Source organism: Bacillus nakamurai (assembly GCF_001584325.1).
In the GTDB taxonomy this organism is placed as follows: domain Bacteria; phylum Bacillota; class Bacilli; order Bacillales; family Bacillaceae; genus Bacillus; species Bacillus nakamurai.
In genome coordinates, this window is sequence record NZ_LSAZ01000027.1 from 69,509 (window position 1) to 88,759 (window position 19,251).

A 19,251-nucleotide genomic window follows, 5' to 3' on the forward strand; every position below is an offset into this window, starting at 1 on the left:
ATAATGAGTCTCGTACATAAGAGATTAGTTTATTTTACATATGTTGTGAAATGTATGCCAATTAAACAGATTCAGAGATTAATACCATAAATATCATCAGCCTCACTATTTGTGGGGAAGCGTAACTTTGATGTTCATAATAGAAATTCCAAATGAGAACAGGTTTAAAGTAAAAGGGAGGAAAGAAAAAGTGAAAAAGAGTTTATTAACACTTGGTTTGGCTTCCGTCATCGGGACAAGCAGTTTTTTGATCCCGTTTACAAAAACTGCATCGGCGGAAACATTAGACAGCAAAAAAGCGAAAATTGAAAGCAAGCAATCTGACGTGGCTTCAAGCATTGAAGCGAAGGAAAAGGAATTGTCCGACCTTCAGAACAAGCAGGCGAAGATTGAAAAAGAACTGAAAGACATTAACGCGAAGGCGTTGGATACAAGCAATAAAATTGAAGATAAAAAAGCAGAAAACGATAAGACGAAAAAACAAATCGCTGATTTGAAAAAACAAATCAAAGAAACAGAAGCACGCATTGAAAAACGCAATGAAATCCTGAAAAAGCGAGTTCGTTCTTTACAGGAAAACGGCGGTTCTCAAGGATACATAGATGTTCTTTTAGGGGCTACAAGCTTCGGAGATTTCATTTCCCGTGCAACTGCGGTATCTTCTATCGTTGACGCTGATAAAGACCTGATCAAACAGCAGGAACAGGATAAAGCGAAATTAGAAGATTCAGAAGCGGAACTTAATGTAAAGCTGAAAAAGGTTCAAGACGATTTAGCGAAGCTTGAATCCATGCAAAAAGACTTGAACAAACAGCTTGATCAAAAAGATAAGCTGTTTGACGAAGCGAAAAACAGCCAGAAAAAAGCGTCATCCGCAATTTCTCAACTGAAAAAAGAAGCGTCACAGCTTGCGAATGAAAAAGCAAGCACTGAAAAAGAGCAGGCGCGCATTAAACAAGAGCAAGCGGCAGCAGCTGCACTGATCAAAAAACAAGAAGAAGCGAAAAAAGCTTCTGAAGATCAAAACCAAACTGATGACAGTCAGTCTGCAGCGACAACAAAAACCGTCAAAAAAGCAGCTTCAGCTGATACATCAAGTTCATCTGACAGCTCAAGCACACCAAAAAGCACATCCGGCGGCTCGTCTCAAAACAGCGGCGGTTCAGATGACTCTGACGGCGGCTCCGTCATTTCAAATTCAGGCGGCATTGAAGGTGCAATCAGCGTAGGATCAAGCCTTGTCGGACAATCTCCGTACAAATTCGGCGGCGGACGCACTCAGTCTGATATTAACAACCGTATTTTTGACTGCTCATCATTTGTACGCTGGGCTTTCGCTAACGCAGGCGTAAACCTCGGACCTGCCAGCGGAACAAACACTGATACATTAATCGGAAGAGGAAAAGCAGTCAGTGCGTCTGATATGAAACGCGGCGACTTAGTATTCTTCAATACGTATAAAACAAACGGTCACGTCGGCATTTACTTAGGTAACGGAACGTTCCTGAACGACAATACATCACACGGTGTATCTGTTGATTCTATGAGCAACCCTTACTGGAAAAAAGCATTCAACGGCAATGTAAGACGTGTCGTACAATAATTGATACAGACAAGGGCCTTCTATCCCGGAAGGCTCTTTCTTTATTTGTATACCCGATTAAGGCTTGCCTAATCATGGTTTTTTAGAAAAGTTGAGCAAAAAATTAGCGAATCGCCCTAAGATTTTATAGGATATGGGTAAGGAATACGATTGATGGGGATTCTTATCATATAGGCTACGTCCCATTTCGAAAAGGAGTGAATCATGGTGTCTGAAGAAAAGATTTATGATGTGATCATTATCGGCGCGGGTCCCGCAGGGATGACAGCAGCCGTATACACATCTCGAGCGAATTTATCCACATTAATGATCGAAAGAGGAATTCCGGGCGGTCAAATGGCCAACACAGAGGATGTTGAAAACTATCCGGGTTTTGAAAGCATTCTCGGCCCTGAACTTTCTAATAAAATGTTTGAGCATGCGAAAAAATTCGGTGCGGAATATGCGTACGGCGACATTAAAGAAATCGTTGACGGAAAAGAATACAAAACGGTCAAAGCGGGGGCGAAAGAATACAAGGCCCGCGCCATTGTGATCTCGGCGGGAGCGGAATACAAAAAGATCGGCGTTCCCGGAGAAAAAGAATTGGGCGGCCGCGGCGTATCGTACTGTGCGGTATGTGACGGCGCTTTCTTTAAAGGCAAAGAGCTTGTCGTTGTCGGCGGTGGAGACTCCGCGGTTGAAGAAGGCGTCTATTTAACGCGATTTGCTTCAAAAGTCACAATTGTCCACAGACGTGACAAACTGCGCGCACAGAGCATTCTTCAAGCACGTGCCTTTGATAACGACAAAGTGGACTTCAAATTTAATAAAACCGTAAAAGAAATTCATGAGGAAAACGGAAAAGTCGGCAAGCTCACTCTTGTGGATACAGTCAGCGGAGAAGAGGAAGAATTCAAAGCAGACGGCGTCTTTATCTACGTCGGCATGCTTCCGCTTTCTAAACCGTTTGAAAACCTGGGCATTACAAATGAAGAAGGCTACATCGAAACAAATGACCGGATGGAAACAAAAGTGCCCGGTATTTTCGCTGCCGGAGACATCCGTGAAAAATCGCTCCGTCAAATCGTAACAGCTACTGGCGACGGCAGTGTTGCCGCACAGAGCGTCCAGCATTATGTAGAAGACCTTCAAGAGACGCTGAAAACCGTCAAATAACCTGCTGTAATGTTTGGTTTTCTAATCGTTACTGGGTTTTAATTCCTCTGTAACACGGGTGAAATACTGATGTTTTAAGATAAAACTAGTAATTGACCCCCTTTTTATATGAATACGCTTTGGCACGGATCCTCCAGTATCCGTGCCCTTTTTTTGCGAATTTTTGTTTTCTGTCAAATAAAAGAAAAGGTTGTCGGTGTCTCTGCATTGTGAGAGGCATGCCGAAACGGTATAATGAAGAGACGATGATTTGTTGAGAAGGTTAGGTGACGTACTTGTGCAAAGAGTGACAAATTGTGTGCTTCAGACAGATGATCAGGTTCTCCTTCTCCAAAAGCCGAGACGGGGCTGGTGGGTCGCGCCCGGCGGGAAAATGGAGAGCGGCGAATCAGTCAGAGATTCCGTCATCAGAGAGTATAGAGAAGAGACGGGTATTTATATATTGAATCCGCAGTTAAAAGGCGTGTTCACCTTTATTATTAAGGAACAGGAACAAATCGTGTCAGAGTGGATGATGTTTACATTTGTCGCTGATTCCTACACAGGGCGAAATGTCGCTGAATCTGAAGAAGGCATTTTGCAGTGGCACGATGTTAAAGATATCCACAGCCTTCCGATGGCGCCTGGCGACGGACATATCCTTGATTTTATGATCAAGGGGCAAGGGCTTTTACACGGCACTTTTACGTATACGCCGGATTTTGAGCTGCTCAGCTATCGTTTAGATCCGCAGCATATTAAATAAATGAAAGACCTCAGGGGGGAGAAAGATGAGTGTGAATGAAAATCATGATATTCAGCTCGTCATTATAACGGGAATGTCTGGAGCGGGGAAAACGGTCGCAATTCAAAGTTTTGAGGACCTTGGCTATTTTTGCGTCGATAACCTGCCGCCTTCCTTACTGCCGAAATTTTTGGAGCTGATGAAAGAATCAAGTTCAAAAATGAGCAAGGTCGCGCTTGTCATGGATTTGCGGGGCCGTGAATTTTTTGACAGGCTGATCGAGGCGCTGGATGAAATGGCAGAAAGCCCGTGGATTACACCGCGCATTCTCTTTTTAGATGCAAAGGATTCCATCCTTGTGACGAGATACAAAGAAACGAGACGTTCCCATCCGCTGGCCGCCACAGGGCTGCCTCTTGAAGGAATTGCTCTTGAGCGGCAGCTGCTTGAGGAGCTGAAAGGACGCTCTCAGCTGATCTATGACACGTCAGACATGAAGCCCCGCGATTTGCGTGAAAAAATCGTCGCACATTTTGCCACGAACCAGGGGGAAACCTTTACCGTTAACGTCATGTCATTCGGTTTTAAGTACGGGCTGCCGATTGATGCCGACCTTGTGTTTGATGTAAGATTTCTGCCGAATCCGTTTTACATTGAAAGCATGCGTCCGCTCACGGGGAAAGATGAGGAAGTCTCATCTTATGTTATGAAGTGGAATGAAACACAAAAGTTTATTGAAAAGCTTGTTGATTTGCTCGGTTTTATGCTTCCGTCTTATAAACGGGAAGGAAAAAGCCAGCTCGTCATCGCGATCGGATGTACGGGAGGCCAGCACCGTTCCGTAACACTCGCTGAGTATTTGGCTGACTATTTTAAAAAGGATTTTTATACTCATGTCACTCACCGGGACATTGAAAAGAGAAGCAGGAAATAAAATGAAAAAAAAGCCGAAAATCGCGATCTTTGGCGGCGGAACGGGGCTGTCCGTGCTTCTTCGCGGATTAAAGCATAAGCCCGTTGACATTACGGCGATTGTCACGGTCGCTGACGACGGCGGAAGTTCGGGGCGTCTGCGGGACGAACTGCAAATTCCGCCGCCGGGTGACATCCGCAACGTGTTAGCCGCCTTATCAGATGTAGAGCCGCTCGTTGAAAATCTGTTTCAGCATCGCTTCAATAAAGGAGGCGACTTAACCGGCCACTCACTGGGCAATTTGATTTTGGCAGCGATGACGAATATAACCGGTGATTTCTTTCACGCTGTCACCGAAATGAGCAAGGTGCTGAATGTCCGCGGCAGGGTGCTGCCCGCTGCCAACACAAGCGTCGTCCTTCATGCTGAAATGGAGGACGGGCAGGTCGTCTCCGGAGAATCAACGATCCCTTCTTACGGCCAGCGTATTAAACGGGTGTTTCTGACTCCGGAAAAAATTGATCCGCTGCCGGAAACGATCGAAGTGATCCGCCAAGCAGACTTAATTATTATCGGTCCGGGAAGCCTGTACACAAGCATCCTTCCAAACCTGCTCGTGCCGAAAATCGGCGAGGAAGTCGTCAAGGCTGCCGCCAAAAAGGTCTATATCTGCAACGTCATGACACAGCCCGGCGAAACGCTTAATTACAGCGCTGCCGATCATGTCAAAGCGCTGAATGACCATATGGAGCAGCCGTTTATTGATACGATTTTAATAAACAATGAGGACATTCCTGACGAAATAAAGAGTAAGTATGCGAAGGAACTGGCGCGCCCCGTCGATTTTAATGTCGAGAAGCTGAAGGCCATGGGGCTTGAGGTGATCAGGGATCAAATCATAACGTATAAAAATGGCGTAATCCGTCACGATACACATAAAGTGGCTTCTCTTCTTGTGGATTTATTAAGAGACTAGAAGCCTTGAAATGAGGTGGCTCATATGTCATTTGCATCGGAAACAAAAAAAGAACTGACGAATCTGGAAGTAAAGGACTGCTGCGCCAAGGCGGAGCTGTCCGCACTGATTCGGATGAACGGTTCACTGTCATTTTCAAACCGCCATCTCGTGCTTGACGTTCAAACCGAAAATGCGGCGATTGCCCGCCGCATTTATACATTGCTGAAGAAACAATATGATGTATCGGTCGAACTGTTAGTCAGAAAAAAAATGCGGCTGAAAAAAAATAATGTCTATATTGTACGTTTTTCTGAAAACGCAAAGCTGATCTTAGAGGAATTAAAAATACTCGGAGAGAACTTTGTATTTGAACGGAATATTTCTGAGGAATTGGTCGCGAAACGATGCTGCAAGCGGTCTTATATGAGAGGGGCGTTTTTGGCTGGAGGTTCCGTCAATAATCCGGAAACATCGTCGTACCACTTGGAGATTTTTTCGCTCTACAAAGAACATAACGATTCATTATGCGCGCTGCTGAATGAGTTTCATCTGAACAGCAAAACGCTTGAACGGAAAAAGGGCTATATTACGTACTTAAAAGAGGCGGAAAAGATCACTGAATTTCTGAATGTCATCGGCGCCCACAATTCGCTGCTGCGTTTTGAAGATGTGCGGATTGTCAGAGATATGAGAAACTCAGTGAACCGGCTCGTTAATTGTGAAACAGCTAACTTAAACAAAACCATCGGGGCTTCACTCAGACAAGTGGAGAATATTAAATATATTGATGAACGAATCGGGCTTGAGGCGCTGCCCGAAAAGCTTCGTGAAATTGCGCAGCTGCGGATTGATTATCAGGAAGTCACGCTGAAAGAACTAGGGGAAATGGTAACAAGCGGGAAAATCAGCAAATCCGGCATCAATCACAGGCTGAGAAAGCTCGATGAAATCGCAGAACAGCTGCGGACAGGGCAAAGCATCACTTTGAAATAACCGTACAGAAAAGGGGAGATCTTATGGTTCAAGAGAAAGTGGAAGTACGATTAAAGACGGGATTGCAGGCGCGTCCCGCTGCATTATTTGTACAAGAAGCAAATCGTTATGTGTCAGATGTGTTTCTTGAGAAGAACGGAAAGAAAGTAAATGCCAAAAGCATTATGGGATTAATGAGCCTGGCGGTCAGCACGGGGACGGAAGTCACCTTGATCGCAGACGGCGAAGATGAAAAGGAAGCGCTTGAAAAGCTGACGGCTTACGTTCAGGAAGAAGTGTAAGCGCTTTGTAAGGAGGCCGGAACCGTGAACGAGTTCCTGAAAGACTGTTTTCAAACGATAGGCTGGGAAAAGGAATCACTCGATTTTGAAGACTTTCCTGAATTTTTAGAGGCGCTCGCATACCGGTTTCCATTTGAAAATCGCTCAGTTTTAAAAGGAAAAGAGTATGACGTCACGAAAGAAGGGCTGTGGCGGCACATGGTCAAGGAGCCTCATGGCGGCTTGTGTTATGACCTGAACGGTTTGCTTTATTTCATTTTGAAAGAAGCCGGATTTGACGTCAAACTGATTCGCGGGACGGTTTGGAATAACGGCTGGGCGCTGCCCGATACGCATGCGGCTGTATTGCTTTCTGCCGGAGGAGACCAATTCATCGCTGATACAGGCTTTGGCCTCAATCTCGCCATGCAGCCCGTTCCGATGTCCGGTGCTGAGGCGGTATCTGCCGCCGGGGCGTTTCGTGTGAGAAAAGAACACACCGAACTTGGAACACACCTGCTTGAAATCAACAAAGGGGACGGCTGGCAGACCGGTTACGCATTTTCTCTTGAAGAAATCGGTGAAGAGGATCTGAGGGCCATGAAACAAATCATCTGTGAGCATGACCAATCCCCGTTCAATAAAAAACCGCTCGCTTCTAAGCGGACTCCGGAGGGGCACGTGGTGATGTCAGACCGTCATTTTACGGTCTGCAAAAAAGGCGAAACGAGGAAAGAAGAAATTAAACCTCATGACTTTGACCGAAAGCTTAATGAATTCTTTTGTCATTCATAAAAAAACGGTTTCCCTCAGGGAAGCCGTTTTTTTGCGCCGTTATCTGATTCTTGTAAAGGTCTGATAATGGTCTGTCGTTTTATAAATCAGCCAGTCGCTTGAGTAAAGAATCCGGTCTGAATTTCTGAATCCCGATGTATAGTTAATGTCCGCTTCACGCCATGTTCGTCCGCTTTTGGCAGGGAGCTTGCCTTCCCTGTTTGTGAATATATCTCCGCCGATGCTTTTCCCCGGGGCGACGTCAGCTAAATTGCCTTTCGATGCCACCCAGCCGAGGGCCTGTGCTTCTGCCTTCGTAATGTAATTGTCTGGAAGCTTATGATATGTCTGAAGATAATCTGCCACTCCATCAAAGGTGTTAATAACCTGAGCTTGCGCTTGCGCCGCGTGGGCAGATGTTTCCGTCTTGGCGGCCGTTGAGAACAGCATACCTGCTGCAGAGAAAAGCAGAAGCAAACAAACGGAAATCCAAGATAATCGTTTTTTCAATGTAATCCCTCCCGTTTTAGAAAATATGAAGCTGGTTCCTTTTTATTGTATCAGCAATGGAAGAAAGGAATAGGCGTAAATTGAAAATGGTTCTTTTCGGCTAGTGAGGAAATAGGCCCCGGCTTAGGCAAACCGGGGCTGGGTCTTATTGAAATTCCTTTGTCAGGTTTTTCGGTGTTTTTCCGTACACGGCGTCAATCATGTTTTGCGCGGCTTGCTTGAACATATTGAGCCGGATTTTAGCCGTTGCTGAGCCGATATGGGGAAGCAATGTGACGTTATCAAGCTGTAAAAGCGGATTGTCTTCAGCTGCCGGTTCTTCTTCGAATACATCTAAACCGGCTCCTTTTATCCAGCCTTCTTGCAAAGCGCGGATGAGTGCTTTTTCATCGACCGTCTTTCCCCGGGAAATATTGACGAAAAATGCCGTATCCTTCATCAGTTTAAATTCCCGTTCTCCCATCATATGATAGGTTTCGTCAGTAAGCGGCGTAATCAAAAGAACAAAATCTGACGTTTTAAGCAGTGTATCTAAGTCCGCATATGTAACGCCGAGCTGCTCTTCAGCTTCTGGTTTTCTGTGGCGGTTATAGTACAGCACGTCCATATCAAAGCCGAATTTCGCGCGTTTCGCAGCCTGTTCGCCAATCCTGCCCATACCGATAATGCCTAGTGTCTGATGGTGAACATCCATTCCGAAAAGAGATTCTTCTTCAACGGTGCCCCATTTGCCGGCGCGGACGAAGCGGTCCAATTCGGCAACCCGTCTGGCGGAAGAAAGAATTAATGAAAAAGCCAGATCAGCCACGGTATCATCCAAGGTATACGGAGTATGCGTGCCGACGACGCCTCTTTTTTTCATTTCTTCTGTATCAAAGTTGTCATAACCGACTGAATTATTGCTGACGACCTTCAGATTCGGCGCGTGATCCAATAAATCACTGTCAATGGCCGTTCCGGATGTCAGCAGGCCTTCAGCATCCTTCATTTTTTCATACAGCTTTTCTTTTGTAATGGTATCCTCTTTCCAAATATCGTAGCGGCAATGTTCGCCTATCATTTGTTCGACTTCGGGCGGTATCGGTTTTGCGATGAATACGTATGGTTTCAACGGCTTCTCCTCCTTTGTCTTTCTTACTCTATTTTATTATATAAGACAAGCGGGAAAGTGAGAAATGTTCATGCGGTTTTAATGAATTTCTGGTTCTTTTGAACTTAAAATGAATGATAATGGTGTTTACATGCTTTTTTTCTCCATTCAATATCAAGATTCACCTATATTTCCTGCCTGAAATTGAGCTTTTTTACTGTTTTCGGAGCTTTATAGGATGGTGTAAATATAAATTTTATTATTTTTGAAAGATATAAATAAACATAATCTGAATTTACAGTTAATTTATCGTGTCTTTTTTTGAAAGCCTTTTCGCAGCCTTTTTCTGTGCTATAATTCCTTACTGTAAGCTGGGTAAGAAGGCTTGCAATACAATTGGATGGGAGATGAATAGAAAATGGTTTCTTTATCAAGCATTTTGGAGCACAATCAGCAGTTTGTCCAAGAGAGGAAGTATGAACCTTACCAGACGACAAAATTCCCGAAAAAAAAGCTTGTCATCGTATCCTGTATGGATACAAGGCTGACAGAGCTTCTGCCGCAGGCAATGGGACTCAGAAATGGCGATGCCAAAATCATAAAAAACGCAGGAGCCATTGTTTCTCACCCATTTGGAAGTGTCATGCGCAGTATTTTGGTTGCCATTTATGAACTGCAAGCTGAGGAAGTCTGCATCGTAGGGCACCGCGAGTGCGGAATGTCGGGATTAAATGCGGCTTCTATTTTGGATAAAGCGAAAGAGCGCGGCGTGGAGGAAAAATGCCTCAGCCTGTTACACCATGCGGGAGTCGATTTAGAGACGTGGCTGACCGGTTTTCACAGCGTCGAAGAAAGCGTGGCCCACAGTGTGAACATGGTCAAGCATCACCCGCTCTTGCCGGATGAGATTCCGGTGCACGGATTGGTGATCGACCCGGGGACGGGAACGCTAGAGATTGTTGCGGACGGTTATGAAAGAGTCAAAGGAGGATGCAGCTGACCATGCAATTCTCGGGCAGATATCAGGGGTATAATTTGCAGAAATTTCAGAAAGACATTATCGCAGGAATTGTTGTAGGGATTGTAGCGATCCCCCTTGGAATGGCCTTTGCCATCGCCTCAGGGGTGGGTCCGGAATATGGGCTCTATACCGTGATTGTGGCGGGAATCCTCATTTCAATGTTCGGCGGGTCTAAATATCAGATCGGAGGGCCCACGGGCGCGTTTGTTCCTATTTTATTTGCCATCGTGATGCAGTATGGTTTTGATAATTTGCTTGTCGCCGGTTTTATGGCCGGTGTGATGCTTGTGCTGTTCGGCGTTTTTAAGCTCGGAAAGATTATGAAATTTGTGCCGAAGCCGGTGATCGTCGGATTTACCGCCGGTATCTCCGTGCTGATTTTTTCGGAACAAATCGCTCATTTTCTCGGCCTGAGCGATGTCAAAAAGCATGAAAGTTTTGTGCTTAACATCGCGGAAATCGGCAAGAAGATCGGCACCTTAAATTTGTACAGCATTTTCATCGCGGGCGTTGCCTTGGCTATTTTGCTTTTATCAGCCAAGCTGATGCCGAAAATTCCCGGAGCGCTTGTGGCGCTGCTCGTTTCAACTTTAGCAGCCGTCGTATTTTTCCCTGATAAAATGGCGACGATCGGTTCGGCTTACGGGGAAATTCCGCGTCATCTGCCGGCTTTCCGGCTTCCTGATTTCTCGATTGATAACATGATGATGATGTTTCCGTCCGCTTTGATCATAGCGCTTCTCGGCGGCCTTGAATCGATATTATCGGCAATGGTCGCAGATAATATGAAGGGATCAAGGCATGACAGCAATAAAGAGCTGGTCGGACAGGGCATTGCCAACATGGCCGCGCCGCTGTTTGGCGGTATACCGGCAACGGGAGCGATTGCGCGGACCGCAACAAATATTAAAAACGGCGCTGTTTCTCCGATTTCCGGTATTGTGCATGGGGTGGTCGTCCTCCTCGTCCTGCTAGTCTTCGCTCCGTTTGCCGTTCACGTGCCGCTGGCAAGTATGGCGCCGGTCTTAATGGTAGTGGCGTGGAATATGAGTGAGCGGAAGGAAGTCGCTAATATGATGCGGCTGAAAAACACGGATTCATTCGTATTGGCGGTGACCTTTTTACTGACGGTGCTCTTTGATTTAATCATCGGCGTTTCTGCCGGGCTTGTGCTCGCTTTTGTTTTCTTTATCAGAAAAATGAGCGAAACGACAAGCATCAAAGCCCCGCAAGCTGCAGTCAAAAACGATTCGTCTGTCAGCACGTATTCGATCGAAGGTCCGCTGTTTTTCGGCTCGATTGATTCATTGGAAACGTCGTTATTAGAACGGCTTCAGGAAAAGCCGAAGACGCTGATTCTTCTGATGAATAATGTGCATTACATGGATACTTCCGCAGAAGCGGTGCTGGGGAATGTGATGAACCGGATCAAACGCCATAACGGCAAATTGATGATCGTCGGGCTTCAATCCCAGCCGCGGGAACTGATTCGTAAGACAGGGCTGTTTCATAAAATCGGAAAGCAGCATTTTTTTGAGCATCAGGACGAAATAACGGGTTAAACGGAACGGCTTGTCCATTTTTTTCATGGACAAGCCGTGTTCTTTTTTTATTCGTTTTCAAACCGCTTGATCAATTTTTGCTGATGGGCTTTCATCGCATCCTCCAATGTTACGCCGTATATGTCAGCGAGAATGGCCAGATTTCCGATGACATCTCCCATCTCTTCGATCAGCTCCTGTTTGCGCTCAGCCTGTGTCGCGTCCTTTTCATCCGGCCGATCCCGTCCGATTTCATATGCTCTGACAGCCCGCGCGAGTTCGCCCGCCTCCTCCATTAAAAAGCCGATTCGTATGAACGGCCCGTACTCCGTCCATCCTCTTTTTTCATAAAAATCCTTCATCCATTTTTCAGCTTCAGCCGTCTGCATGCGTAACACTCCTTATCTCCTGTATATTCTTATTGATATTATCACAGTGAGATGGGACAATATATAGTGTGTTTTGTTTTTTGAATGTACATATATAGATGCGGAGATGACAAGATGAAAACCATTTGTGTATTTGCGGGATCAAACCCGGGGGGAAATGAAGAGTACAAACGAAAAGCAACAGAACTTGGGGCATATATGGCGGAGCAGGGCATCGGCCTCGTTTACGGGGGCTCACGGGTCGGCCTGATGGGAGCGGTTGCTGATGCGCTGATGGCTGGCGGCGGAAAAGCTGTCGGCGTGATGCCGAGCGGACTGTTCAGCGGAGAAGTTGTCCATCAAAATCTGACAGAGCTGATTGAAGTGAACGGTATGCATGAACGAAAAGCGAAAATGAGTGAGCTGGCTGACGGTTATATCGCCATGCCGGGCGGATTCGGCACATATGAAGAATTGTTTGAAGTGCTGTGCTGGGCGCAGATCGGCATCCATCAAAAGCCGATCGGCCTTTACAATGTCAACGGATATTTCGAACCGATGATGAAAATGATTAAATACAGCATTCAAGAAGGTTTTTCGAATGATTCGCATTTGAAGCTGATTCACAGCTCATCCCGTCCGGATGAACTGATTGAACAGATGGAGAACTATTCATACCCGATTTTAGAAAAGAAGTGGACAGAAATCTGATCGAAAAAGCCATCCGTAAGGGATGGCTTTTTTATGTCGATAAATCTTCACATTTGATGACAGCGCATCTGGCAGAAATGATCTATATGTTTGAATTCTTGCAGATTAAGCAGTTTTCAGCGGCATGATGTTTCCCAAACAAATCTCCTTTCTTTTAGATTACATAATATAATGAATTTGTTATCAAATCCCAAAAACGGACTTGTTAATCGTTTGAAATATTCACTGATGAGGCGGGGATGAAAAATGGCAACATTGTCAGATGTGGCGAAAAAAGCGAATGTTTCTAAAATGACGGTATCGCGGGTGATCAATCATCCTGAGACGGTGACAGATGAATTGAAGAAACTGGTTCTTTCTGCGATGAAAGAGCTGAATTATATTCCAAACTATGCGGCAAGGGCGCTCGTTCAAAATAGAACACAGGTTGTCAAACTGCTGATACTTGAGGAAATGGATACGACAGAACCTTATTACATGAACCTGTTAACCGGAATAAGCCGGGAGCTGGATCGCCACCATTATGCTTTGCAGCTTGTAACAAGGAAATCTCTTAACATCGGCAAATGTGACGGCATTATTGCGACGGGCTTAAGAAAAACCGATTTTGAAGGGGTGATCAAAGCTTTTGAAAAGCCAGTTGTCGTATTTGGACAAAATGAAATGGGCTATGATTTTATCGATGTGAATAATCAAAAAGGCGCTTTTATGGCAACCCGCCATGTCATGGGGCTGGGAGAGCGGGAGGTTGTCTTTTTTGGCATTGATTTGGATGAGCCTTTCGAACGATCAAGGGAAAAGGGATATACACAGGCAATGAATGAAGGCTTGAGACAAACGAATATTTTTCGGATGGAAAACAGTTCAAAAAAAGGTGAATGCTTGGCCAGAGAAATACTGCAATCATTGTGTTGTCCGGCTGCGTTTGTCTGTGCGTCAGATCGAATCGCACTCGGCGTCATCCGTGCGGTACAGTCGCTTGGAAAGAGAATTCCTGAAGATGCAGCAGTAACCGGATTTGATGGCGTTTTTCTTGACCGCATTTCATCGCCCCGCTTGACAACGGTGCGCCAGCCTGTGGTTGAAATGGGTGAAGCTTGTGCGAGAACCCTGTTGAAAAAAATTAATGAAGACGGTGCCGCTCAAGGAAATCAATTTTTTGAACCTGAGTTAATCGTGCGCGGATCGACGCTGTAGAAGCATGATTCATGATTCTGTTACCGTTATCATGATGAAAACGATTGCTCCTCTGATTTCAGCATGATAATTTCAACGTATGTGCCGGTCGGAATGAACCGGAAATGAAAAGGAGGAGATAGGAAATGGAACATGCAGCAATACATCATCAGCCTTTCAGCTCTGATGCCTATTCTTATGACGGGCGGAGACTGCATATCAAGATCCGCACCAAAAAAGCCGATGTTAATCAAATTCGATTGATTTGGGGAGATCCTTATGAGACTCAAGACGGCAGATGGCCGGCAAACGAGCGGCAGATGAAGAAAGCTGCCGCCACAGAAACGCATGATTATTGGTTTGCCGAAGTGGCACCGCCATTTAGACGTTTGCAATATGCTTTTGTATTACAAAGCGCTGATCAGGAAGAAATATTTTACGGAAGCTCGGGTGTCTGCCCTTATAACGAAAAAATGCTGGAAACGATTCAATCCTATTTTAAATTTCCATTTGTTCATGAGGCTGATACATTTCAAGCACCTGAATGGGTCAAATCAACAATTTGGTATCAAATTTTTCCCGAGCGTTTTGCAAACGGCAGAGAAGATTTATCGCCGGAAGCTGTTTTACCTTGGGGAAGCAAGGACCCGGACGTACATGATTTTTTTGGAGGGGATTTACAGGGAATCATTGATAAGCTTGATTATTTAGAGGCATTAGGGGTGAACGGAATTTATTTGACGCCGATCTTTTCCGCGCCTTCCAACCATAAATACGATACATTGGATTACTATTCCATTGATCCGCATTTTGGCGATCCGGAGCTTTTTCGTGCATTGGTCGATCAGCTTCACCAGAGGGGAATGAAAATCATGCTTGATGCCGTTTTTAACCATATAGGCAGTGCTTCACCCCAATGGCAGGATGTCGTGGAAAACGGCGAGCGATCGCGCTATAAAGACTGGTTCCATATTCATGCTTTTCCTGTCGAAGAAGGCCATTATGACACGTTTGCATTTACACCGACTATGCCGAAATTAAATACGGCTCATCCGGAAGTGCAGTCCTATTTGCTTGATATCGCGTTGTACTGGATTCGGGAATTTGACATTGACGGCTGGCGCCTGGATGTGGCCAATGAAGTGGATCACGCTTTTTGGAAGAAATTCCGGCAAGCCGTATCAGCAGAAAAGCCGGACGTTTATATTTTGGGGGAGATCTGGCATTCAGCCGAGCCTTGGCTCAGGGGAGATGAATTCCATGCTGTGATGAATTATCCTTTCACAGAACCTATGATTGAATATTTTGCGGACAGAACCATTTCCCCCTCGCAAATGGCCTCCCGCTTAAACGCGCATTTGATGAACGGGATGCAGCAGGTCAATGAGTCGATGTTTAATTTACTTGACAGTCATGATACAAAGCGGCTTTTGACAAGGTGTCGTCATGATGAGAAAAAAGCACAGTCTTTGCTGGCGTTTATGTTTGCCCAGACAGGTTCGCCATGCATCTATTACGGGACCGAAATCGGGCTTGACGGCGGAAATGATCCATTATGCCGGAAATGTATGGTGTGGGAAGAAGAGAAGCAAAATCAAGGGATGCTCAAATTTATGAAGCGATTGATTGCTTTACGGAAACAGGAGAATGCCTTATGGACTTATGGGGATCTCGAGTGGAATCTGCTCGATGATCAAAGCGATTTTATCAGCTTTTCCCGGGTTTCTGATGAAAAAAAACTGATTTTCTTTTTTAATCAGGGGAGCGAGGTCCGCCATATCAGTCTGCAGGATGTAGGTATTGAGAAAAATAAAAAAATTTACGACGCATGGGCAGAAGAGTCTCTTCGTCATACAGATGCGATTGACATTCAGCCGGGTGAATTTTTTATTTTAGGCGTTGAGGATGCTGTGTAAATTCTGTTATCGGTAACATTACGAAAGTTATTGTAACCGCTTTCTATCGAGGATTACAATGGGGTCAGATTCGATAGAAGGAGGAAAAAAGATGGCGTATTTCAAAAAGGGCTTGGCGTTATTGCTCGTTTCAGTCCTTATATTCGTTCTTACGGCCTGTTCAGGCGCAAAGGATACGGCAGGTTCTAAAGGGAAAAAAGTCCTGACTGTGTCTGTTGAAGAAACTTATAAACATTATGTTGAAAGCATTAAAACGGATTTTGAAAAAGAGAATAACGTAACAATAAAAATTGTTGAAAAGCCAATGTTTGATCAGTTGGAAGCGCTTCCTTTGGATGGGCCGGCAGGGAATGCGCCTGATGTCATGCTGGCTGCATACGATCGTATCGGCGGTTTGGGCCAGCAAGGGCATTTGCTTGACATCAAACCGTCTGATACAAAAAGTTTTGGCAGCAAAGAAATGCAGCAGGTGACGGTTGACGGCAAGGTGTATGGGATGCCGTTAGTCATTGAAACACTTGTTTTATATTACAACAAACATCTCTTGAAAACAGTACCAAAAACATTTAAAGATCTTGAAGAATTAACGAAGGATTCGCGGTTTGCCTTTGCCTCGGAAAAAGGAAAATCGACCGCTTTTCTGGCGAAGTGGACTGATTTTTACATGTCATACGGCTTGCTGGCCGGCTTCGGAGGATATGTATTTGGCAAAAACGGCACAGACGCCAAAGACGTCGGCCTTAACAACAAAGGAACTGTTCAAGCGGTCGAATATGCGGGGAAATGGTTCAAAGAATATTGGCCAAAAGGCATGCAGGACAACTCGAGCGCTGATGATTTCATACAGCAGACCTTTATAGAAGGAAAAGCGGCGGCTGTCATCGGCGGACCTTGGTCAGCTTCCAATTATAAAGATGCCAAGCTGAACTATGGCGCTGCAAAAATACCGACATTGCCGAACGGAAAAGAATATGCGCCTTTCGCCGGCGGCAAGGGCTGGGTTGCTTCAAAGTATACAAAAGAACCGCAACTGGCAGAGAAATGGCTTGAATATGCTGCAAATGATCACAATGCTTACGTTTTTTATGATCAAACAAACGAAGTGCCGGCCAACTTGGCAGCAAGAGAGAAAGCAGGTAAGCAAAAGAACGAACTGACGTCGGCAGTCATTAAGCAATATGAAACAGCGACCCCGACTCCGATTATCCCGGAAATGGCTGAGGTCTGGACTGGGGCGGAAAGTTTGATTTTTGACGCAGCTTCAGGAAAAAAATCAGCACAGCAATCAGCGAATGATGCCGTAAGCGTAATCAAAGAAAATATTAAAGAAAAATATGTGAAATAAGACGGCGGATTAGCGTCCGGAAGAATAGAGGGCGAAAAAATGAACAAAGAACAAACACTTGCAAAGCAGAAGCGGACAGCAGGTCTTTTCATTTTATCTATCATTCCAGGGGTTGGACAGATTGTGAATCGGCAGTTTTCGAAGGGGATCTTTTTTCTCATCATAACTGGACTGTTTGCTTATGAATTAAAGGTTTTCGGTATGAAAGCGCTAACCGGATTGATTATTTTGGGAAGTGTTCCCGGAGAAGACCACTCACTGTTTCTGCTGATAGAAGGCACGCTGCAATTGATTGTGACGCTGATTTTTCTGATGTTCTACACCTTTACTATTTATGATGCGCGCAAGATTGCCGTGATGAAAGCGACCGGCTCAAAGATCAACACGACAGCCAAGGATATGATCTGGAATGCGGGGGATAAAGGGTTTCCGTATTTATTTACACTGCCGGCATACATCATGATGGTGTTTGTCATTATTTTCCCTGTACTGGTGACTCTGTTTATCGCATTTACAAACTATGATTTTTACCATATTCCCCCTAACAGCCTTATTGACTGGGTCGGTTTTAAAAATTTCATGAATATTTTTTTCCTCGGCTCCTATCGGGAGACATTTGCCGAAGTACTGGGCTGGACACTCGTATGGACGATTTGTGCGACAACACTGCAAATTGTTCTCGGTATAGCGGCTGCGCTTATTGTTAATCAGGATTTTATTAAAGGCAGGCGGCTATTTCGAATGATCTTTTTGCTACCTTGGGCTGTCCCTGCTTTTATTACGATTATGAGCTTTTCTAATATTTTCAATGACAGCATCGGCGCAATGAACGCACAGGTGATTCCATTACTGAATCACCTGCCGTTTATAGAGCTGCCGGCGGTCGCATGGAAGACTGATCCCTTCTGGACGAAGACAGCCCTGATTATGGTACAGACATGGCTCGGATTTCCGTACATTTATGTCATGGTTACGGGGGTGCTTCAGGCGATTCCAAATGAACTGTATGAAGCGGCGAAGATTGACGGAGCCTCTTTTATTCAGCGTTTTAAACATATTACATTGCCGATGATTTTATTTGCGACCGCCCCTGTGATGATTACCCAGTATACGTTTAATTTCAATAATTTCTCGATCATCTACTTATTCAATGAGGGAGGACCGGGCAGTGCGGGAGCCGGCGCGGGGTCAACCGATATTTTAATATCTTGGATCTATAAGCTGACGACAGGCACATCACCGCAATATTCCATTGCCGCCGCTGTTACGTTGTTAATTTCTTTCATTGTCATCGGAGTGTCCCTGATTGCATTTAAAAAATCGAATGCTTTTGGCAATGAGGAGGTCATGTAGATGAATGCGAGAACCGCCAGGGCGCTTAACCAAATCTGCACCTATTTATTTTTAACGCTTTTAAGCATTGTCATTATATATCCGTTACTGATTACGGCATCATCCGCATTTCGTGTAGGAAATGTGGCGGCTTTTCAGCTCAATTTTTCAGGCCCATGGACATTGCATCATTTTAGGCGGCTGTTTGAAGAGACGCTTTATCTTAGTTGGTACGGCAATACACTTATAATCGCTCTGTCGGTCATGGTATTGCAGGTTACGATCGTGACGCTTGCCGGTTATACGTACAGCCGCTATCGATTTACAGGCAGAAAAAAGAGTTTGGTATTCTTTTTAATTATTCAAATGGTGCCAACGATGGCGGCACTTACCGCTTTTTACGTTTTGGCCATGCTGATAGGCGCCCTCGATCAGTACTGGTTTTTAACAGCGATCTATATCGGCGGCGGAATTCCAATGAACACATGGCTGATGAAAGGCTATTTTGATACCGTGCCGAGAGAAATTGATGAAGCTGCGCGAATTGACGGGGCGGGACATCTGCGGATCTTCACCTCGATTGTACTGCCTCTCGTTAAACCGATGCTCGCGGTGCAGGCGCTTTGGGCGTTTATGGGGCCGTTCGGTGACTATCTGCTGGCAAAATTTTTGCTGCGCTCGCCTGAAAGATTGACCATTGCTGTAGGACTGCAATCCTTTATATCAAATCCGCAGCAGCAAAAAGTCGCGCTGTTTGCTGCTGGAGCAATACTTGCGGCCCTGCCGATATGCATCCTGTTCTTTTTTCTCCAAAAGAACTTTGTGTCCGGGCTGACAACAGGCGGAACGAAAGGATAA

19 protein-coding genes are annotated in these 19,251 nt (G+C 45.2%); 16 read left to right on the forward strand and 3 right to left on the reverse strand.

From position 1 onward, the window contains the following. Positions 1–190: 190 nt before the first annotated feature. The 8 genes from cwlO to AXI59_RS13295 all read left to right on the forward strand — a co-directional run bounded on the left by cwlO (position 191) and on the right by AXI59_RS13295 (position 7,404). A complete protein-coding gene (gene cwlO, locus AXI59_RS13260) occupies positions 191–1,603 on the forward strand; it encodes a peptidoglycan DL-endopeptidase CwlO (RefSeq protein WP_061528493.1) in 1,413 nt (470 codons plus the stop codon). 207 nt (positions 1,604–1,810) lie between these two features. Further along, on the forward strand, positions 1,811–2,761 hold the full coding sequence (gene trxB, locus AXI59_RS13265; RefSeq protein ID WP_156476288.1) for a thioredoxin-disulfide reductase: 951 nt from the start codon (positions 1,811–1,813) through the stop codon (positions 2,759–2,761). Between the two features lie 277 nt (positions 2,762–3,038). Next, on the forward strand, positions 3,039–3,506 hold the full coding sequence (locus AXI59_RS13270; protein ID WP_061521689.1) for an 8-oxo-dGTP diphosphatase: 468 nt from the start codon (positions 3,039–3,041) through the stop codon (positions 3,504–3,506). 25 nt (positions 3,507–3,531) lie between these two features. Next, complete coding sequence (rapZ, locus tag AXI59_RS13275; protein WP_061521688.1) at positions 3,532–4,419, forward strand: RNase adapter RapZ; 888 nt, start codon at positions 3,532–3,534, stop codon at positions 4,417–4,419. A 1-nt stretch (position 4,420) separates the two neighbouring features. Beyond that, positions 4,421–5,374, forward strand: a complete 954-nt coding sequence (locus AXI59_RS13280; protein ID WP_061528475.1) for a gluconeogenesis factor YvcK family protein — start codon at positions 4,421–4,423, stop codon at positions 5,372–5,374. Positions 5,375–5,398: 24 nt separating this feature from the next. Continuing rightward, the gene (whiA, locus tag AXI59_RS13285) at positions 5,399–6,349 is read left to right on the forward strand and encodes a DNA-binding protein WhiA (RefSeq protein WP_061521686.1); all 951 of its coding nucleotides are present in this window, start codon (positions 5,399–5,401) and stop codon (positions 6,347–6,349) included. A 23-nt stretch (positions 6,350–6,372) separates the two neighbouring features. After that, positions 6,373–6,630: an HPr family phosphocarrier protein gene (locus AXI59_RS13290; RefSeq protein ID WP_061521685.1), complete on the forward strand. Its 258-nt coding sequence runs from the start codon at positions 6,373–6,375 to the stop codon at positions 6,628–6,630. A gap of 24 nt (positions 6,631–6,654) precedes the next feature. Continuing rightward, complete coding sequence (locus tag AXI59_RS13295) at positions 6,655–7,404, forward strand: arylamine N-acetyltransferase family protein (RefSeq protein WP_061528476.1); 750 nt, start codon at positions 6,655–6,657, stop codon at positions 7,402–7,404. 39 nt (positions 7,405–7,443) lie between these two features. Here AXI59_RS13295 and AXI59_RS13300 read toward each other — a convergent pair whose 3' ends face one another. After that, positions 7,444–7,893 carry a ribonuclease gene (locus tag AXI59_RS13300; RefSeq protein WP_061521683.1) on the reverse strand — a complete coding sequence of 150 codons (450 nt, stop codon included), beginning with the start codon at positions 7,891–7,893 and terminating at the stop codon, positions 7,444–7,446. A gap of 145 nt (positions 7,894–8,038) precedes the next feature. After that, positions 8,039–9,004 carry a 2-hydroxyacid dehydrogenase gene (locus AXI59_RS13305; protein WP_061528477.1) on the reverse strand — a complete coding sequence of 322 codons (966 nt, stop codon included), beginning with the start codon at positions 9,002–9,004 and terminating at the stop codon, positions 8,039–8,041. 397 nt (positions 9,005–9,401) lie between these two features. Here AXI59_RS13305 and AXI59_RS13310 point away from each other — a divergent pair, with 397 nt between their 5' ends. Together AXI59_RS13310 and AXI59_RS13315 are read left to right on the forward strand one after the other, a co-directional pair. Further along, the gene (locus tag AXI59_RS13310) at positions 9,402–9,983 is read left to right on the forward strand and encodes a beta-class carbonic anhydrase (RefSeq protein WP_061521681.1); all 582 of its coding nucleotides are present in this window, start codon (positions 9,402–9,404) and stop codon (positions 9,981–9,983) included. A 2-nt stretch (positions 9,984–9,985) separates the two neighbouring features. After that, complete coding sequence (locus tag AXI59_RS13315; protein WP_061528478.1) at positions 9,986–11,566, forward strand: SulP family inorganic anion transporter; 1,581 nt, start codon at positions 9,986–9,988, stop codon at positions 11,564–11,566. 47 nt (positions 11,567–11,613) lie between these two features. Here the strand turns inward: AXI59_RS13315 and AXI59_RS13320 are convergent, their stop codons facing one another. After that, positions 11,614–11,934 (reverse strand): MazG nucleotide pyrophosphohydrolase domain-containing protein, encoded by a 321-nt coding sequence (locus AXI59_RS13320; RefSeq protein ID WP_061521680.1) that lies wholly within the window; start codon positions 11,932–11,934, stop codon positions 11,614–11,616. Positions 11,935–12,048: 114 nt separating this feature from the next. Between AXI59_RS13320 and AXI59_RS13325 the strand changes: the two genes are divergently transcribed. The 6 genes from AXI59_RS13325 (at position 12,049) to AXI59_RS13350 (ending at position 19,251) form a co-directional block, all read left to right on the forward strand. Continuing rightward, positions 12,049–12,624 carry an LOG family protein gene (locus AXI59_RS13325; protein ID WP_061521679.1) on the forward strand — a complete coding sequence of 192 codons (576 nt, stop codon included), beginning with the start codon at positions 12,049–12,051 and terminating at the stop codon, positions 12,622–12,624. 246 nt (positions 12,625–12,870) lie between these two features. Continuing rightward, the gene (locus AXI59_RS13330; RefSeq protein WP_061528479.1) at positions 12,871–13,821 is read left to right on the forward strand and encodes a LacI family DNA-binding transcriptional regulator; all 951 of its coding nucleotides are present in this window, start codon (positions 12,871–12,873) and stop codon (positions 13,819–13,821) included. A 125-nt stretch (positions 13,822–13,946) separates the two neighbouring features. Then, positions 13,947–15,716, forward strand: a complete 1,770-nt coding sequence (locus AXI59_RS13335) for a glycoside hydrolase family 13 protein (protein ID WP_061528480.1) — start codon at positions 13,947–13,949, stop codon at positions 15,714–15,716. Between the two features lie 91 nt (positions 15,717–15,807). Continuing rightward, the gene (locus tag AXI59_RS13340; protein ID WP_061521676.1) at positions 15,808–17,061 is read left to right on the forward strand and encodes an extracellular solute-binding protein; all 1,254 of its coding nucleotides are present in this window, start codon (positions 15,808–15,810) and stop codon (positions 17,059–17,061) included. A 39-nt stretch (positions 17,062–17,100) separates the two neighbouring features. After that, positions 17,101–18,414: a carbohydrate ABC transporter permease gene (locus AXI59_RS13345; protein ID WP_061528481.1), complete on the forward strand. Its 1,314-nt coding sequence runs from the start codon at positions 17,101–17,103 to the stop codon at positions 18,412–18,414. Next, complete coding sequence (locus AXI59_RS13350; protein WP_061528482.1) at positions 18,415–19,251, forward strand: sugar ABC transporter permease; 837 nt, start codon at positions 18,415–18,417, stop codon at positions 19,249–19,251.

What these genes read in the sequence shown, in the direction of transcription:
- rapZ (WP_061521688.1), top strand. Translation starts at nt 3,532, where the DNA reads ATGAGTGTGAATGAAAATCATGATATTCAGCTCGTCATTATAACGGGA.
- AXI59_RS13325 (WP_061521679.1), top strand. Translation starts at nt 12,049, where the DNA reads ATGAAAACCATTTGTGTATTTGCGGGATCAAACCCGGGGGGAAATGAA.
- AXI59_RS13350 (WP_061528482.1), top strand. Translation starts at nt 18,415, where the DNA reads ATGAATGCGAGAACCGCCAGGGCGCTTAACCAAATCTGCACCTATTTA.
- AXI59_RS13335 (WP_061528480.1), top strand. Translation starts at nt 13,947, where the DNA reads ATGGAACATGCAGCAATACATCATCAGCCTTTCAGCTCTGATGCCTAT.
- AXI59_RS13310 (WP_061521681.1), top strand. Translation starts at nt 9,402, where the DNA reads ATGGTTTCTTTATCAAGCATTTTGGAGCACAATCAGCAGTTTGTCCAA.
- AXI59_RS13345 (WP_061528481.1), top strand. Translation starts at nt 17,101, where the DNA reads ATGAACAAAGAACAAACACTTGCAAAGCAGAAGCGGACAGCAGGTCTT.
- whiA (WP_061521686.1), top strand. Translation starts at nt 5,399, where the DNA reads ATGTCATTTGCATCGGAAACAAAAAAAGAACTGACGAATCTGGAAGTA.
- AXI59_RS13320 (WP_061521680.1), bottom strand. Translation starts at nt 11,934, where the DNA reads ATGCAGACGGCTGAAGCTGAAAAATGGATGAAGGATTTTTATGAAAAA.
- AXI59_RS13340 (WP_061521676.1), top strand. Translation starts at nt 15,808, where the DNA reads ATGGCGTATTTCAAAAAGGGCTTGGCGTTATTGCTCGTTTCAGTCCTT.
- AXI59_RS13330 (WP_061528479.1), top strand. Translation starts at nt 12,871, where the DNA reads ATGGCAACATTGTCAGATGTGGCGAAAAAAGCGAATGTTTCTAAAATG.
- AXI59_RS13315 (WP_061528478.1), top strand. Translation starts at nt 9,986, where the DNA reads ATGCAATTCTCGGGCAGATATCAGGGGTATAATTTGCAGAAATTTCAG.
- AXI59_RS13290 (WP_061521685.1), top strand. Translation starts at nt 6,373, where the DNA reads ATGGTTCAAGAGAAAGTGGAAGTACGATTAAAGACGGGATTGCAGGCG.
- AXI59_RS13280 (WP_061528475.1), top strand. Translation starts at nt 4,421, where the DNA reads ATGAAAAAAAAGCCGAAAATCGCGATCTTTGGCGGCGGAACGGGGCTG.